Here is a 16,463-nt window from a genome sequence, read left to right as displayed (position 1 = left end):
CCTCCGGGTGACAAGCAAATCGCTTTATCATCCATCAACAGGAATTTTTATGACCGCAAATTTTGGGGCCATCGCCCCTGAGAGAGGCAACTCACCTCGACTCAGTTGGACAAATGTAGTATTTTTTGCTGCATTTCATGCTTTAGCACTTCTGGCTCCTTGGTTTTTCTCCTGGCCAGCATTAGGTTTGCTAGTGTTTCTGCACTGGTTATTCGGGAGTATTGGTATTTGCCTGGGATATCACCGACTACTGAGCCATCGGAGTTTCCAGGTTCCTAAGTGGTTAGAGTATGCGATCGCCCTGATTGGAGCGCTGGCTATGCAAGGCGGGCCAATTTTTTGGGTGGGTGGACACCGCCAGCATCACGCCCACACCGAAGATATCAATTTAGACCCCTACTCTGCTCAAAGAGGATTTTGGTGGAGCCATATCCTGTGGATTTTCTACCCACGTCCAGAATTTTTTGACTATGACACCTATAAAAAATATGCCCCTGATCTAGCAAGACAACCCTTTTATTGCTGGCTGGATCGCTACTTTTTGCTGTTGCAAATACCCTTCGGGCTGCTGCTCTATGCCTTAGGAGGATGGTCTTTTGTGATTTACGGAGTGTTTGTCAGGTGTGTCTTGCTTTGGCACTCAACCTGGTTTGTGAACTCAGCATCACACCTGTGGGGTTATCGCACCTTTGATGCCAATGATGGCGCTCGTAATCTTTGGTGGGTATCCATCGTTACCTATGGAGAAGGATGGCACAACAACCATCATACTTATCCCCACATGGCAAAATCTGGGTTGTCTTGGTGGGAAATTGATGTTACTTGGTGGAGCATCCTAGTTTTGCAGACTTTGGGTTTAGCCAAAAAGGTTGTCTCGCGTCCCCCTCAAGGTGCAACTCACGGCTAAATTGCAACTAAATTACCATGAATTTGTTATGCCGATTGCTTCCCGCAGTCGGCTTACTAATTTTTATTAGTATAGGACTTACGCAAAAATTGCCAAAAAGCTTAATTTATCAGAATCACCAACGCGGAACGTCTCATTAGAGAAGAACGCCGAGAATCGTAGAGTGTACGTAAGTTCTAACTTTTAAGATAGATTTCAATTAACTTAAACAAAAAGGTAACCAAAATTATAGCTGTAAAAGTAAAATCCTGCTGGATGTCATCTCTTTTTGTAAATAAATTATGACAATTATTTGCAATTATTTAGTCATCTCCTGTAATGTTTATTTTTAAGCAGTTGATTATTATTCTTAACAAAGCAGTAAATAGTTGCCGCTTTGTTAAGAATAATAGCAAGTAGAGAGTAGGTGTAGGGGTGGCAAATGGTATTGAAGCAAATATTAAAGATTCTTTTGGTCACAAGCTCTATTTGGTTTTGCGTTGCCAGAAGTGCAACTGCTCAGAAAGTATTCTCTCAACAGATACAAAATGAATCTGCGTTCACTAAAGTACTACTCAATTCCAGGATGATTAGAGAGATTCCACGACTAGGGGAAGTAGAACCAACGATCACCAACGCTCAAACAAGAGTGCAGTCACCAACAGCAGAAACACTGCCAACTCCTGAAGTAGTGCAAGTAATGGGAGTCAAGACAAATTCCACCCCTAAGGGTGTGGAGATTATTTTACAGACTTCCATGAATACAAAAATACTCCGCAATCTGGCATTCCAACGACATCGCTACCTCAGCTTAGTCGTAGGACTGGTAGTGATGTTGAATTTTAATTTTGAGTAATTTTAAGAGTATTTGCCATGAAATCTAAACAAATACGCGATCTGACATTTTACTTACACCGCTACCTCGGCTTAATCGTTGGACTGGTGCTGATTATCATTGGCTTCACTGGAAGTATGCTGGTATTTGAAAAGGAAATCAACCAATTCCTGATCAGTCAACAGTTTGGACAGGTGATTCCCCAAGAACAGCGCCTTCCCTTAGAATCCGTACTGGAAACTGTCAAAACAGCTTATACTTCACAACCCGATCTGAAACTGTTGGGTATTAATTCCCTGCCCGACTCTCACACCCTTGATCGCGTCTTTCTGCAATCTCCTGATGACAAACGTACCGAAGTTTTTGTCAATCCTTACACAGGTAAGATTATGGGTGCGCGTCAGTCGGAAAATACTTTATTTGGGTTGATATTTAAACTTCACTACCAACTACTTGCAGGTGATATCGGCACAATCATCGTCGGGATTGTTGGTTTGTTGCTGTTTATTCTTTGTATTACTGGAATTATTCTCTGGCCTGGTTGGAATAGGCTGATGGCTGGTTTTAAAATTAAGTGGAATGCCCATATTAAACGTGTCAACTTTGACCTTCACAAAGTAGCTGGAATTGTTACAGCTGTTTTTCTGACTATGATTGCCTTTACAGGCTTTTGCTGGAATTTTTACGACTTCACCAAACCTCTTATATATGCTGCTACTCTGACACCGATTCCACCCGATCCCGTTTTTCAACCGATCGCATTTTAAGAAATTAAAAAATATACATAATAATTAGAGTTTGGCGTATTTGCGATTAAAAGCAAAATTTCAATTATAACCAAATTGATTAAAAAGCTGAATGAAGTTGTAAAAAATATAAATGTTGACAAATTACATTCGTACAGCAATGCACAAAGCAACCTACGAGTTGCTTGAGGATGGGATTTTTTATGGCGAAATTCCAGAATGTCAAGGAGTGTGGGCAAATGCTGCAACACTAGAAGCTTGCCGGGAGGATTTGCAAGATCCTCTTGAAGAATGGATTGTACTAGGATTGCGTTTGGGTCATACTCTACCGATACTTGATGACGAAGTTACCTAATTATCAAAACTTGATCAAAAATTATTGCAATCACTCTCTCAGCAAAAATCAATTGAAGCCTAACAACTAGAAATGTTCAGATAACTTGTCTTCAGGACTGCGCTCATAGTCCATACCATTACTCATATCATCATTGTAAACATCTCCTGAAGGTGATATTGTTCCCCTTATGTCCGCCTTCATCTGCATTACACCATGCTGGTCATTACCATAAAGTTCAGTCCCAGTAAGGTCAGCGTCAGTTAAGTCAGCATACTTCATATCTGTATCATCGAATTTGACGTGACTAAGGTTCGTACCCTTTAGAGAAGCATTACTGAGATTAGTACCTCTTAAATTAGCCCCACTTAAATTAATGCTATTCAGGTTAAAGCCGCTCAAGTTTGTGTCGCTCAAATTAGCACCAGTCAAAATGATATTACTTACATCAGTATCTTTGAACTTGGCTTGACTAAGATTGGCTTGAGTTAGGTTAGCTTGGCTAAGATTAGCTCCATTGAGATTTACTCTAGTTAGATTGGCATTAATAAGGTCAGCATTGTTGAGGTTCGCTCTGCTAAGATCAGCCTGATTAAGATCGGCTCTATTAAGATTGATTCTACTGAGATCAGTATCAGTTAGGCTGCCACCTTCTAGCGTTGCATCACTAAGATCAGCATTGATAAGCTTGACTTCACGTAAGTCTACCCAACTCAGATTTGCCTTCCTGAGTTTGGCATTCGTCAAGTCTGCTTGTCTTAAATTAGCTCTGACTATATTTGTATGATTTAATTTTGCTCCTTTTAAGATTGCTCTACTGAGGTTTGCCCATCTTATATCTGCTTGCTCTAGGTCAGTCTCGCTGAGATCAGCCTCAGTCAGTTCGGCATAAATAAGGTTTGCAGAAACTAGTTTAGCTGAACTAAGGTTTGCTGCTCTTAGGCTCGCAGAATTTAGGTTTACCCCTTCCATATCTGCTTGTCCCAAGTCTGCTTGATCCAAATTTGCCTTGCTCAAATCAGCCTTTTGTAGGACAGCTCTAGTAAGAATAGCTCTAGTTAGGTTTACGCCGCTTAAGTTTACACTACTGAGATTTGCCTCTGTCAGGTCTACTCCAGAAAAATCTCTCTCTCCAGCCTGATATTTTTGTAGAATTTCATCCTCTTTTACTCGTGCTGAGGAGCCACCCACAAGTGAAAACAATTCGCCTAAGTCACAGTGGAAGTAGTCGCACAAAGCCGCAGCCGTGTTACAGTCAATTCGGTCAAACTCCTCCTTGTAAAGCCTGCCAATGGCATTAACGCTAATTTTAGTTTCTTTAGCTAGTTGGTACTGGGATAAATGCCGTTTTTCCATAAAATCTTTTAACTTACAGCAAATTTTTATTTTTCTCATAAATACAAATACTCTATTCACTACTTAAAACTTAATCAAGAAGTCTATGAAAATTATAACGCTAGTGGATAGTAATGCCACTTTCTAGTAGGTAAGTTTCAATAGAGTAGTCACGCTAGTGTTGACAAAGTAACATCGGCAAAGTAATCTGTATATATTCGGCTGCAAAAAGCCAAAAAAAATGCCCCCAAGCTTTCAACTTGGTAGGCATGTTTTCAATTATTTATTTCTACTTCCTATTATGACCCAAAATTCCTTCGTTTCATCCAATGCTCAGTTTCCTACACCCGATCAGGTTCTAATCCTTGATACAGAAACCACAGGCTTAGACGTTAAGACAGGGCAGGTTATAGAGATAGCAGCTATTCTGTATTCGGTGAAACATCAAACCACCATCAAACAATATTCAACTCTTCTCCCAGCACAGAATAATCCGGCAGAGCATATAAACCGGATTAAGCCAGCACCATTAATGGAAATAACAGAAGAACAAGCGGCTGAAAGTGTATGGATGATAACTGAGATGGCAAAGAAGGCACAAGTTATTGTGGCACACAATGCTGAGTTTGATCAGAAGTGGTTTGGTTCTTCAAATAGTGGGAAGAGTCTGCTACCTGTTTTGTTGAACTCTAAAAATGAACCACTTCATTGGGTTTGTACCTGTACTGAATTTGAATGGCCTCGTCAAATCCGATCTGGTCAATCTCTTATTGAATTAGCAGCAGCGCATGATGTTGGTATTTTTGGGAATCATAGGGCATTAACAGACTGTCAATTGATCGCATATCTTTTTGATCGGATGGAGAACCTGAACGCCATGTTTCAAATGGCGTTAAGACCCAAAGCTTGGTTTAAAGCTCTTGTAACCTATGACAATAGGGAACTTGCAAAAAAGGCAGGTTTTAAATGGATTCCTGAACTTAAGAATTGGGTGAGGAAAATGGCTGTGGATGATACCAAACAACTTCCTTTTATGGTAAGCCCAATTGAATTTTGTCAGTAATCTAGGCAAAGTTCATGTATTTCCTCAAATAAAGTGATTGCGCCTATGGTATCCCAGCCGTTGACTAAAGGTGTGATCAATCTTTAACTGTAAGTCCAGATAGGCTGTCTTGCTTTAGATAGCCTGTATCTATCCTTCAGGAGTCTACAGTCTCAGTCCGTTTTTGCTAGCGTAGTGATATAGAGTTTATCGCTCCCCGGTAAGCGGCTGGAAGCAAAAGGATTAATATGGCTCATTTAAATCAACGTCGCTCCCAAAATGTCAACGGCGATTTTTATGTAGATACTACCTGTATTGATTGTGATACCTGTCGCTGGATGACTCCTGAAGTGTTTTCTCGTGTTGATGAACAGTCGGCGGTTTATCATCAACCAACGAATGATGCAGAAAGATTAGCAGCACTTGAAGCACTTTTGGCATGTCCTACTAGTTCTATTGGCACAGTTGAAAAACCAAAAGATATCAAAGTTGCTCAACAACAGTTTCCAATATTAGTAGCGGAAAATGTTTACAACTGCGGCTATCATTCTGAAAAATCTTACGGTGCTGCTAGCTATTTAATTCAACTTCCAGAAGGTAACATTTTGGTGGATTCTCCCCGCTTTACACCGCCTTTAGTTAAGCGTTTAGAAGAGATGGGGGGAATTCGTTATATGTACCTAACTCATAAGGATGATGTGGCAGATCATCAAAAGTTTGCCGAGCATTTTCAGTGCGATCGCATCCTTCATACTGATGATATTACTGCGGGTACTCGCAGTGTGGAAATACAGCTAACTGGTTTTGAACCATTTACTTTGACTCCAGATTTATTAATTATCCCAGTTCCCGGTCACACCAAAGGACAAACTGTTCTACTCTACAAAAATAAGTTTCTGTTCACTGGCGACCATCTCGCTTGGTCAGAAAGCTTGCACCAACTGGCTGCATTCCGCGATTTCTGCTGGTATTCTTGGTCAGAACAGACTAAATCAATGCGTAACTTGGCTAATTACTCTTTTGAGTGGGTGCTACCAGGTCATGGGCGAAGGTTTCATGCTGATCGGGAAACCATGCGTCAGCAGATGCACAAGTGTATTGAGTTGATGGAATCTTTGAATTGACCGAATAATTCATAATTATTTGGTTATCTGAAAAAGCCCACGAAAAACCTAACCCCCTAACCCCCTTCCCGTTTCGGGAAGGGGGAAAATTCAAAGTCTCTGACGCCACATGCTTCTCCCTTGGCGCTAGCCTCTCCCTTTGGGAGAACGGGAGACGCTGCGCGAACAAGTCGGCAGAGCCGCCCAACGCAGTGGCTCCTCCTTTTAGGAGAGAGAAATAGAAGTGAGGTCAGACTGTATTGCATACAAACGAGAAGCGCTATAACCTGGGTTTTAGCACCCTTTTAACCAAACACGGATTATGAAAAAGCTGATTAACAAGCCGGAAGACTTTGTGCGGGAAAGTTTAGAAGGTATGGCAGCGGCTCATTCCGATTTAATTAAACTCAATTATGATCCCGTTTTTGTCTATCGAGCTGACCCATCTATACAGGGTAAAGTAGCAATTATTTCTGGTGGCGGCAGTGGACATGAACCAATGCACGCTGGCTTCGTGGGCAAAGGAATGCTTGATGCAGCTTGTCCTGGAGAGGTTTTTACATCACCTACTCCTGACCAAATGCTAGAAGCAGCCAAACGGGTAGATGCAGGCTCTGGTATCCTTTATATCGTCAACAATTACAGCGGCGATGTGATGAACTTTGAGATGGCAACGGAGTTAGCCCGTGGTGAGGGCATTCGAGTGCTAAATATTTTGATTGATGACGATGTGGCAGTGAAGGATAGCCTCTATACCCAAGGACGCCGGGGTGTGGGAACAACAATACTGGCAGAAAAAATTTGTGGCGCAGCGGCTGAGATTGGGTATGATTTGCCACAAATAGCAAATTTATGTCGCCGAGTAAATATGAATGGGCGGAGTATGGGAATTGCTCTAACATCTTGTACAGTCCCCGCTAATGGAACGCCGACATTTGAATTGGGCGATCGCGAAATTGAATTAGGTATCGGTATCCACGGAGAGCCAGGAATAGAACGCACAGCCATCAAATCAGTAGACGAAATCACCGAAATTTTGACGCGATCGCTGATTGAAGATACAGCATACAGCCGCACACTGCGTGAGTGGGATGAAAACAAGGGAGAATGGGTAGATATAGAACTAATAAATCTCCCATTTGCAAAAGGCGATCGCCTGTTAGCTTTCGTCAATAGTATGGGTGGAACTCCCATTTCTGAACTGTATATTGTTTACCGCAAACTCGCCCAAATCTGCGAACAGCAAGGATTGCAAATTGTGCGAAACTTGATAGGCCCTTACATCACATCTCTAGAAATGCAAGGTTGCTCCATTACCCTGCTGAAGTTAGATGATGAGATGATCCGGCTATGGGATGCACCAGTAAAAACGCCGAGTTGGCGCTGGGGAATTTAACTAATTACGATTTATGAATTAGGTTGATATGGTGAGTCAGGCGCAGATATTAGAATGGTTGCAGGCGTTTGCAACCGAGATAGAGCAGAATAAAGCATATTTGACAGAATTAGATGCTGCGATCGGAGATGCTGACCACGGGATCAATATGGATCGTGGCTTCAAAAAGGCGATCGCTCAGTTACCAACTCTTACAGATAAGGACATCAGCAACATTTTCAAAGCTGTGAGTATGACGTTGATTTCTTCCATTGGCGGTGCAAGTGGCCCTCTTTATGGCACTTGGTTTTTACGAGCCAGTACAGCAGTAGTAGATAAGCAAGAATTAACAGTACAAGATGTGTTAGAGCTACTCCAAGCAGGCTTAGACGGCGTGCTGCAACGTGGCAAAGCGCAACTAGGAGACAAAACAATGGTGGATGTGCTATCTCCGGCTGTGGCGGCTTTTGGGCAGGCTGTAGGGGAAAGTAAGCAGACGGTGGAAGCTATGCAACAAGCTGTAGTAGCAGCCCAAAGGGGGTTGCAGGAAACTATACCAATGCAGGCGAAAAAGGGACGGGCTAGTTATCTCGGCGAGAGGAGTATTGGACATCAAGATCCGGGAGGAACTTCTACTTATTTGATGTTGAAAAGTTTGTTAGGGGTGTTAGAAAGTTCTGGGAAATTTTGAGTTGAAATTTATTGCGGTTCTCGGGTGGGTATCAGTTTCAGAGTCAGAGCGATTGAAGAATTCAGGAATGAGAATCACTCTTCCTGGAGGATTGGAACCGCCCACTTCGTACTAAGCGAGCTTATCGTAGACATCGCCTAAAAATTCCAACTTATCTAATTGACAACAGATATACTCTGGATACGCCATTTACCTCGTTCTCGAATCAAATCATACCGAACTCGCAATTTATCATTAGAAGAGTTTTGAAACTGACCATTTTCATATAGCTGTGTCGCTTCCTTAACCGTAGCTTCCACTGCGGCACGATCTGCAAATAAATCAATTTTCTCTACAGATTCCACCTTCAGACTATGGTCGTACTTGCGGTAGCGGTTGTCTGACCTATCCTGTTGAGCAATCAGCCGCCATTGAGATAAAGCTGAACCAGTTAAAATCTGCTCTAAATTATTAATCTCATGATTGGGCCCTAAAGCTGCGGCTTTAGTAGATAGCCAAGTCCGAATAACTTCCTCTGCCGTTGCATCTGTTATAGAACCATCTAGTGCTTGTGGTTTACTATTTGGATCAGGAATGGCTATTGGTGGTTGATTTATTTGTATAAACAACTGTGAGTCACGCACAGATGGTGTCGGAAAAAATAGATTTTTTAACCATCCAAAAGTTGTTGTGGCTAACACCCAGAAAACTAATATACTCACCAAAGAAATAAACACTCTCCATACCAACCGTGTTTTCCCTTCTATGGTGTTAGCAAAAGTTCTCCGCCGCCGAGGACGACGAGACTGAGGACGATTATCTGGTACACGCTCTCGGCTAGCAGATGGAGTCGGTTTTCTCCTTCTACGCTTTTGGTTATGACCAGGTGCAGCAGTCTTAGCTGAACCATTCAAATGCTGATTAGTATTTCTGCTCATCCGTTCGGCAGTAGGAACATCTGATTTTACACTCCCAAATGAATTCCACATGGGTGGTAATAAATTTGAATATTCGGGTGTTTGTTTTGTTGGTGTTTCTGGCAAATCTGGGTCAGGTGTTCTGCTGTGATTAAATTGCCCTGAAGTCCTAGTTGAATTGTTGGGGAAATCGGGATTATTTGTCTGGAACTGGGGAAAATACTGGGGGTTAATTACAGCCCATTCATTAGTTGTTTCTGCATCAGTTGGCAGTGCTTCTAAATAAGCTTGCACCTGTTGGTTAGCAAAGTAATCTTTTAGGAAAGCTTGCTGGTTTACTAAATCTCGAAAATGGGGAAATACTTCGTGTTGCAACCACTGTTCTGCATATAGACACAGCCCCGGTAACAAATCTGGAGAGTCTTGAGATTTTTCCCGAATAAAAGCTAAAGCTTCGTACTCCTGACTAAGTTCTAAAACACGAGTTGCTTCTTCAGTTTGTCCCAAGAGTAATGCACATAGCGACTGCTCTAAATGTACATCTTGGCGTTTGCCCAGGCGCATGAGCATTTGCCTTGCTTGACGAATTAAAGCGGGTTGCCGTTGAGCAAACCCCCGTGCTATCAAGGCATAAACAGCTAAGTAAGTGGCAACAGCAGAAGGACGTTTGCTTTGGGCTTCAAATAACTTGTGCTGCTCTGCGACTGTTAAGTGGTTGCGTAACTGCTGGATAAATCGCAGAAAGTCGTCTATATTTAAACCAGATTCATCATTGCTCGTGCCATCAATGCCGCCACGATCTTCTAAAAGATTTTGCAATAATTCCAAGCCTTGGCGTCGTTCGGCAGTCTTCTCTTGAGGTAGTGCCAGCAACTCCAAAATTCGATATGGTCGCAATTTGTAAAGATCTGCCTGAATTTCTGCCTGTACACTAGAGAACAACCCTTCGCGTGCTAGCAGTTCTTGACCAGTTTCTAGGGATATGGCGGCATTTTCATAGTGACCTTGCTGCCACTGTTCACGACCTAATTCTAGACAAGCAAGGGCAACAGTGAGAACAACATCTGGATGTTCAGCACTTTCGTGTATTTCTTCGTCTGCTAAATTATTGCCTTTTCTTGCACTTGTAGCACCATTTTTATTTACCAGGTACGGACGACCTAGTTTCAATACAAGTTCGTATTCCCCCAACTCTTGCAAAATTAATAAAGCGCCAACTAATTCGTCTTGGGGAATTTCGATGCCCAGACTCTGGGTGTTAATACCTCTTTTGTGGCTCTCTGTGCGATTTTCCAGTGCTACTGCGGCAGCAGCAAGGTTATCAGGGTCATAAGCGTGGGCAAGATAAAGCTGATCGTAGATACTGCGTTCTTTTGGATCTGATAAAACCACGTAAGCTTCTTCTATGAGTTGTTTACGAGAAGAAATTGCTGCCTGAGAATACTCACGTCGTGGCAATTGTACAATGCGATCGCTGTATGCCTGCCGCAATTGTTCATCACTTGCCGCCAACGGTAGTCCTAAAATTCGGTAGTAATCTAGCGGAATTCGCACAGCCTACTTCCCCTGCACCGTGATCAACATAATTCACCTAGAGCTTTCCAGGCCTGTAAAACTGTGCCATAAAAATGCCGTATAGAATTTACTCTACAAGTGTATATTGCAACAACTTGTTTTGTACCTTCCCGAAATTTTGAGTCACATTCTAGTACTAATTTTTTGCTTTCGCCTAGAAAGCCTCAATTGTTTGTCTTAATTCTTAGTATTTTTGTTTAACACGACTATTATCAGCCTTCGATACCACAAACCACAACTACCGCTTTTAATCACGGCAAAAATGTTGTGGTTGCAAGAATCTATTGATGATTGATTTTTTTGGGACTTTCCCAGTAGGTGGTAACAAAAATACCAATATTGGGAGTTTGACTCTGATAACAGGAGAAAAAAATCATATCATAATTAACCTTCAATTACAATTACCTATTTGGATATATAGACTTTTACTTCCTTTTTTTTAAATTGTTAATGAATATGCAGAAAGCAGCCTATCTTGATTGCTAGTCTATAAAGGGCAATCGTGAGAGAGAAAACCCAAAGCGACAGATATTGTCGTTAGAGTCAAATCCTCACGGGGCATGGGCTGAAAACTTAAAAATCAAAAATTAAAAATTCAGCTATTCCCTAAGACCCTTTTTTGGTGCATAAATAAAGTTTGATTGTTGAGTCTTGGAAACGCTAGCCTGTTAAAAGTTGAGGTGTTATCAGACCAACTTATTTTAAGACTGTAACTTTAAGTTGTACAACAGGGATACTCAAAAATAATGGTTCAAGAGCGTACTTTACCCACATTTAATCCTGCTACTACGCACATTACTAAGGAAGAAGGGTTACGGTTGTATGAGGACATGGTGTTAGGGCGCTTATTTGAAGACAAGTGCGCTGAAATGTACTATAGGGGCAAAATGTTTGGTTTTGTCCATTTGTACAACGGTCAAGAAGCCGTTTGCAGTGGGGTTGTGCAGTCAATGCGACCGGGTGAAGATTTCGTTTGCAGTACCTACCGCGACCACGTTCATGCTCTGAGTGCGGGAGTACCAGCAAAAGAGGTAATGGCAGAATTATTTGGTAAAGCCACAGGTTGCAGCAAAGGGCGCGGTGGTTCCATGCATATGTTTTCTGCCGAACATCGCTTGCTGGGTGGCTATGCTTTTGTGGCTGAGGGAATTCCTGTGGCAGCTGGAGCGGCTTTTCAAAGCAAATACCGCCGCGAAGTACTGGGAGATAAAAATGCTGACCAAGTGACAGCTTGCTTTTTTGGTGACGGTGCAGCTAACAACGGTCAGTTTTTCGAGACGCTAAATATGGCAGCCCTATGGAAACTGCCAATTCTGTTTGTAGTCGAAAATAATAAGTGGGCCATTGGGATGTCTCACGAGCGAGCCACTTCCCAGCCAGAGATTTATAAAAAAGCCAGTGTATTTAACATGGTGGGCGTGGAAGTAGATGGCATGGATGTACTAGCAGTCCGAGCCGTAGCCCAAGAAGCTGTAGCCCGTGCCCGTGCAGGTGAAGGCCCAACATTAATTGAGGCACTTACCTACCGCTTCCGGGGTCACTCCTTAGCAGATCCTGATGAAATGCGAAGCAAAGCTGAGAAAGAATTTTGGTTTGCCCGTGATCCAATTAAGAAGTTGGCAGCTTATTTGGTGGAGCAAAACCTGGCGGATGAGCAAGAAATCAAAGCTATTGACCGTAAAATTCAGGATGTAATCGACGAAGCGGTTAAATTCGCCGAAAGCAGCCCCGAACCAGACCCCAGCGAATTATATCGTTTCGTGTTTGCAGAAGACGAATAAAAAGTTAGGAGTTAGGAGTTAACAATTCTTAACTCCTATACAGACGCGATTAATCGCGTCTCTCCTAACTATCCTAAACTCAGGACTAAATTTGTGTTTACCATTGCAGTTCAACAGCAACAATACAAAACCTACATCCTTTCAGATGAAACCGCTGGTTCTCAACTGGAAGTTGTCCCAGAACGTGGTGGGATCATCACTCGTTGGCGGATACAGGGGCAAGAAATTTTCTATTTAGATACGGAACGCTTTGCTAATCCTGAGTTGAGTGTCAGAGGTGGAAATCCTATTTTGTTTCCGATCTGCGGCAATATACCGGATAATACGTATACTCACAATGGGCAGCAGTATACTCTAAAACAACATGGCTTTGCCCGTGAGCTACCGTGGGAAGTGGCTGACCAAGTTACTCAAGATAAAGTTAGCCTCACCCTCGTCCTCAACAGCAACGAGCAAACACGGGCAGTTTATCCTTTTGACTTTCAAGTGCTGTTTACTTACGAACTTCAAGGTAATACTTTAGAAATTCGCCAGCAGTATAAAAATCTCTCATCCACATCACTGCCCTTTTCTACAGGTTTCCATCCTTATTTTCTAACGGTTGATAAAACTGGGTTAGAGTTTGAAATTCCTTCCCAAAACTATCAAGACCAGATAACCAAAGAAATTCACCCCTTCAATGGTAATTTTGACTTTAGCCGCTATGAAATTGACGTTGCCTTTAAGCAGCTAATCAGTCAATCCGCCGCTGTGACAGACAACAGCCGCAAATTGAAACTGACTCTGGATTATAGCAATGAATATCCGATTTTAGTGTTTTGGACGCTCAAAGGCAAAGATTTCTACTGTCTAGAACCGTGGAGCGCTCCCCGTAACTCCCTGAACACTGGTGAAAACCTGACTGTGTTAGAACCAGGAAGCAGCTACACGGCATCTGTGCGGTTAACAGCGAATTTTTTCTAAAGTCCTTCTAAAGTCCTTTACAAATCTATAAATTTATATGATATGATGGCAAAGTTGCGAAAAGCAAATTAACGGGTCGCTAACTCAACGGTAGAGTACTCGGCTTTTAACCGATTAGTTCCGGGTTCGAATCCCGGGCGACCCATATAAAAGTTTAAGGAATACTCGCTGAAGCTTTTGAGATGAAGGCAGAGGCGAGTTTTATTGTTAGTGAAATTTTGTGAATGCGATCGCACTGGGGAATAAAACACCTGAGAAAGAGCGATCGCCTTTTGCTGAAGATAAAAGAAAGATTACGATTAAGGGAAATTAACTAAGTTGTCAGTGTATTTCAGTGATTTTACGGTTATTTAAGTGCGGGCTGAAGGTGAATAACTGAATTTGAGCTTTTCAACTGGAAGTAACAGATGCAGGTGAATTTTGAGCAAAAAGCTTTTATTTCCTTAGCAGGTCTGGAAACTAAGAACTTACCGGCAAAGCAAATACGATTACAGGGTTTGTCTGGGAGCGATCGCGACTTTTGGCACTTATGGGAGCAGTATCAAGATTATCTTTACAGTCGCTGCTTACAGTGGATGGGAGGTAATCGTCATGATGCCGAAGACTTGTTCAGCCTGGCAATGCTCAAAGCCTGGAATCAATGGCCAAACTATGTCAATAAAATCACCAAGCCCAGGGCTTGGTTGAGCCAACTCATCCACAACCTCTGCATGGATCTACATCGAGAACGTAAACGAGAGGCACAAAGGATCAAAAATGTTGAGGACATTCAATTTAGAGATCACGCAGTAGTTACTTCCAGGCTTGAATCTCCTGAGTCAGAAATGTTTGGTCATGAACTGAGGGCATACCTCTGCCATAGAATTGAGTCCTTACCCACGAGACTGCGCGAACCTTTTATCCTTCGCTACTGCCAAGAAAAGTCTTACAGAGACATTGCCAAGCAACTCGCCCTCTGTGAAGACAACGTTTACAAACGGGTTCAACAGGCGCGAACTATTCTGCAAAAGCAGTTAAGCAAATATCTGGCCGGGGAAGATGACACTTCCCTAGATTCCTTCCCACCCCGATTCAAATGGGTGGTTCCGATGGTGGAACCTAAACCTGATCAAAGGGTGATATCTGACTGGGAAGTGCCGATAACAACAAGCATCGAAGAAATTAATTACAAAGTAACCGTTACATGTCTGGAAACCTTGCAACATACTTGGTACAGTTCCCCCAGCCTTCTGGGGTGGAGATGAATGTTCATCTGGTTTTAGACGAAAAGCCAACTAGGCAAGATCAGAAGTTAAAAACATTAAGTAAGTACATCCAGAAGTATCCCCAAGGATGGAAAAAACGATTAGAATTAGCTGATTTGCTGTACACAATGGGAAGCTGGGAGCAGGCGATCGCAGAGTATCGCCAAGTGATTGAGCGATCGCCTCAATTGCTCAATGTGCGGCTGCAACTGGGGAAAATCTTACAAATGATGAAACGAGAGGCAGAGGCTATAGAGGTATATGGGAGCGCCTTACCACTGTCCAGTAATAGAGCAACTCAGCACCACATAGGCGGATTAATTGCTGTCTGTAAAGGTGACACTCAAAAAGCAATCAGAGCTTTTGATTCTGCGGCTGACCTAGAACCTGACAAAATAGTTCACTGGTTGGCATTGGGACAAGTGCAGAAGGGGAGAGAAAATCCGATTGGGGCTTTACGAGCCTTTTCACGGGTTTTGTCACTCAACTCAGATGATATTGTGGCTTTGATTCACAGCTATGATGCACTGATGATAATGGGGGACTTTCAAGAAGCTAGGCAGAAGTTGAGTAGAGCTATCGCCTTAGCTCCCGATGATTTCCAGGTACTCCAACGACAGTTAGATCAGCGTTGCGGGATGAGATTGGTATCCGGTGAACAAGGGAAGCAGACTAAAAAGCTGATTGGTTCTGTGCTGCGACAGGCTCCTCATGCAGCGGAAGCTTACAAATCACTGGCGTATTATCACCTTTATCGGGGAGATTGGGCGCAAGGGGTAGGGGTGTTAGCAGAGTTTGCCGAGCAACACCCGAATAACCCAAGTGGTTGGTATTACTATGGACAGTGCTTGTTCCACAGGGGGGAATATCAGGCGGCGGCTGAGATGATGCTGAAAGCTTATGGTTTGTATCCCAATGATTGTGAAATCTATCGGGCGTTGTGCGAGATTTTGCCTGTTGCTGGGCGACTAGAAGAATTACAACCTCTATTAGAAAAGATGCTTGAGCGTTTTCCTGAACGGTGGAGTCTTTGGGCGACGGTGGGGCGAGTACTGGTGGAAAGCTTTCAAGAGATTGAACGAGGATGTAGTTTCTCTGCCAAGGGAATGCAACTTCAACCCCAATTAGCTGATGCTTGGTTTGGTCATGGGCGGGTGTTGGCTTTAGCGCTTAAATATCAAGAAGCGGTGGCGGCTTTGGAAAAAGGATGGCAGTTTTTGTTAGCAGCGGCAGATGATCTGCAATCTGCGCCTGCTGCGGTGTGGCTGGGAGAAAGTTACCGAGGGCTGGGAGATGATGGGGTTAGTCGGCGGTGGTGGGAAGAGGCTTGTGTGCGAAGTCAGGATTTGAGGTCGTTTAACTGGGCTACAGCTGATTACTGGAAAGGGAGAGCGTTGGATGGGTTGGGGGATACTTTAGGGGCGATAAAGGCTTATCAAAGTGCCTTGAATTTGCAGTTGTTTTATCCGGCTCGTGGGGAAGTTAAGGAAGCTTTGATCCGGTTGCAAGCGATGGTGCAGAAGGGTTCTCATGCTTGAGTCTGGTTTTATCCGGTGGATTTATTTAGAGAAAAAACGCCTCTAACTCGAAAAATTCCAAAATCGACCAGTGGAAACGTCTTATAGATGTGAAGAACAAAAAAAGGCATTCAGATGCT

The 16,463-nt window shown here is 42.9% G+C and carries 14 protein-coding genes and 1 tRNA gene; 13 read left to right on the top strand and 2 right to left on the bottom strand.

The annotated features are described in order from the left end of the window. Positions 1 to 49: 49 nt before the first annotated feature. The 4 genes from V7K49_RS26685 (at position 50) to V7K49_RS26670 (ending at position 2,822) form a co-directional block, all read left to right on the top strand. On the top strand, positions 50 to 907 hold the full coding sequence (locus tag V7K49_RS26685) for an acyl-CoA desaturase (RefSeq protein ID WP_334874182.1): 858 nt from the start codon (positions 50 to 52) through the stop codon (positions 905 to 907). 421 nt (positions 908 to 1,328) lie between these two features. Further along, the gene (locus V7K49_RS26680; RefSeq protein ID WP_335208314.1) at positions 1,329 to 1,742 is read left to right on the top strand and encodes a hypothetical protein; all 414 of its coding nucleotides are present in this window, start codon (positions 1,329 to 1,331) and stop codon (positions 1,740 to 1,742) included. 17 nt (positions 1,743 to 1,759) lie between these two features. After that, complete coding sequence (locus V7K49_RS26675; RefSeq protein ID WP_335208313.1) at positions 1,760 to 2,488, top strand: PepSY-associated TM helix domain-containing protein; 729 nt, start codon at positions 1,760 to 1,762, stop codon at positions 2,486 to 2,488. Between the two features lie 112 nt (positions 2,489 to 2,600). After that, positions 2,601 to 2,822 (top strand): type II toxin-antitoxin system HicB family antitoxin, encoded by a 222-nt coding sequence (locus tag V7K49_RS26670; RefSeq protein WP_335208312.1) that lies wholly within the window; start codon positions 2,601 to 2,603, stop codon positions 2,820 to 2,822. 66 nt (positions 2,823 to 2,888) lie between these two features. Here V7K49_RS26670 and V7K49_RS26665 read toward each other — a convergent pair whose 3' ends face one another. After that, the gene (locus V7K49_RS26665; protein WP_335208311.1) at positions 2,889 to 4,196 is read right to left on the bottom strand and encodes a pentapeptide repeat-containing protein; all 1,308 of its coding nucleotides are present in this window, start codon (positions 4,194 to 4,196) and stop codon (positions 2,889 to 2,891) included. A gap of 241 nt (positions 4,197 to 4,437) precedes the next feature. Here V7K49_RS26665 and V7K49_RS26660 point away from each other — a divergent pair, with 241 nt between their 5' ends. From V7K49_RS26660 to dhaL, 4 genes are all read left to right on the top strand, one after another. Beyond that, complete coding sequence (locus V7K49_RS26660; protein WP_335208309.1) at positions 4,438 to 5,199, top strand: 3'-5' exonuclease; 762 nt, start codon at positions 4,438 to 4,440, stop codon at positions 5,197 to 5,199. Positions 5,200 to 5,426: 227 nt separating this feature from the next. Beyond that, on the top strand, positions 5,427 to 6,302 hold the full coding sequence (locus tag V7K49_RS26655; protein ID WP_335208307.1) for an MBL fold metallo-hydrolase: 876 nt from the start codon (positions 5,427 to 5,429) through the stop codon (positions 6,300 to 6,302). Between the two features lie 301 nt (positions 6,303 to 6,603). Then, positions 6,604 to 7,677 carry a dihydroxyacetone kinase subunit DhaK gene (gene dhaK, locus V7K49_RS26650; RefSeq protein ID WP_335208305.1) on the top strand — a complete coding sequence of 358 codons (1,074 nt, stop codon included), beginning with the start codon at positions 6,604 to 6,606 and terminating at the stop codon, positions 7,675 to 7,677. A gap of 28 nt (positions 7,678 to 7,705) precedes the next feature. After that, positions 7,706 to 8,347, top strand: coding sequence for a dihydroxyacetone kinase subunit DhaL (gene dhaL / locus V7K49_RS26645; RefSeq protein WP_335208304.1), 642 nt, complete (start codon positions 7,706 to 7,708; stop codon positions 8,345 to 8,347). Between the two features lie 155 nt (positions 8,348 to 8,502). Here the strand turns inward: dhaL and V7K49_RS26640 are convergent, their stop codons facing one another. After that, a complete protein-coding gene (locus V7K49_RS26640) occupies positions 8,503 to 10,797 on the bottom strand; it encodes an IMS domain-containing protein (RefSeq protein WP_335208302.1) in 2,295 nt (764 codons plus the stop codon). 767 nt (positions 10,798 to 11,564) lie between these two features. On the opposite strand from V7K49_RS26640, the gene pdhA reads away from it, so the two are divergent. The 5 genes from pdhA (at position 11,565) to V7K49_RS26615 (ending at position 16,344) form a co-directional block, all read left to right on the top strand. Beyond that, positions 11,565 to 12,599: a pyruvate dehydrogenase (acetyl-transferring) E1 component subunit alpha gene (gene pdhA, locus V7K49_RS26635; RefSeq protein ID WP_334874196.1), complete on the top strand. Its 1,035-nt coding sequence runs from the start codon at positions 11,565 to 11,567 to the stop codon at positions 12,597 to 12,599. A gap of 93 nt (positions 12,600 to 12,692) precedes the next feature. Beyond that, complete coding sequence (locus V7K49_RS26630; protein ID WP_334874197.1) at positions 12,693 to 13,562, top strand: aldose epimerase family protein; 870 nt, start codon at positions 12,693 to 12,695, stop codon at positions 13,560 to 13,562. Between the two features lie 73 nt (positions 13,563 to 13,635). Continuing rightward, positions 13,636 to 13,707 (top strand) — tRNA-Lys (locus V7K49_RS26625). A gap of 262 nt (positions 13,708 to 13,969) precedes the next feature. Further along, a complete protein-coding gene (locus V7K49_RS26620; RefSeq protein ID WP_335208301.1) occupies positions 13,970 to 14,806 on the top strand; it encodes an RNA polymerase sigma factor in 837 nt (278 codons plus the stop codon). Then, positions 14,746 to 16,344, top strand: a complete 1,599-nt coding sequence (locus V7K49_RS26615) for a tetratricopeptide repeat protein (RefSeq protein ID WP_334874201.1) — start codon at positions 14,746 to 14,748, stop codon at positions 16,342 to 16,344. Before V7K49_RS26620 ends, V7K49_RS26615 begins: the two co-directional genes overlap by 61 nt. The last annotated feature ends 119 nt before the right edge of the window (positions 16,345 to 16,463 follow it).

Origin of the sequence: Nostoc sp. (assembly GCF_036919675.1) — a bacterium.
Taxonomy (GTDB): Bacteria; Cyanobacteriota; Cyanobacteriia; order Cyanobacteriales; family Nostocaceae; genus Nostoc.
Note: the sequence above shows the minus strand (reverse complement) of the source record. Positions and strands in the feature narration are given on the sequence as shown.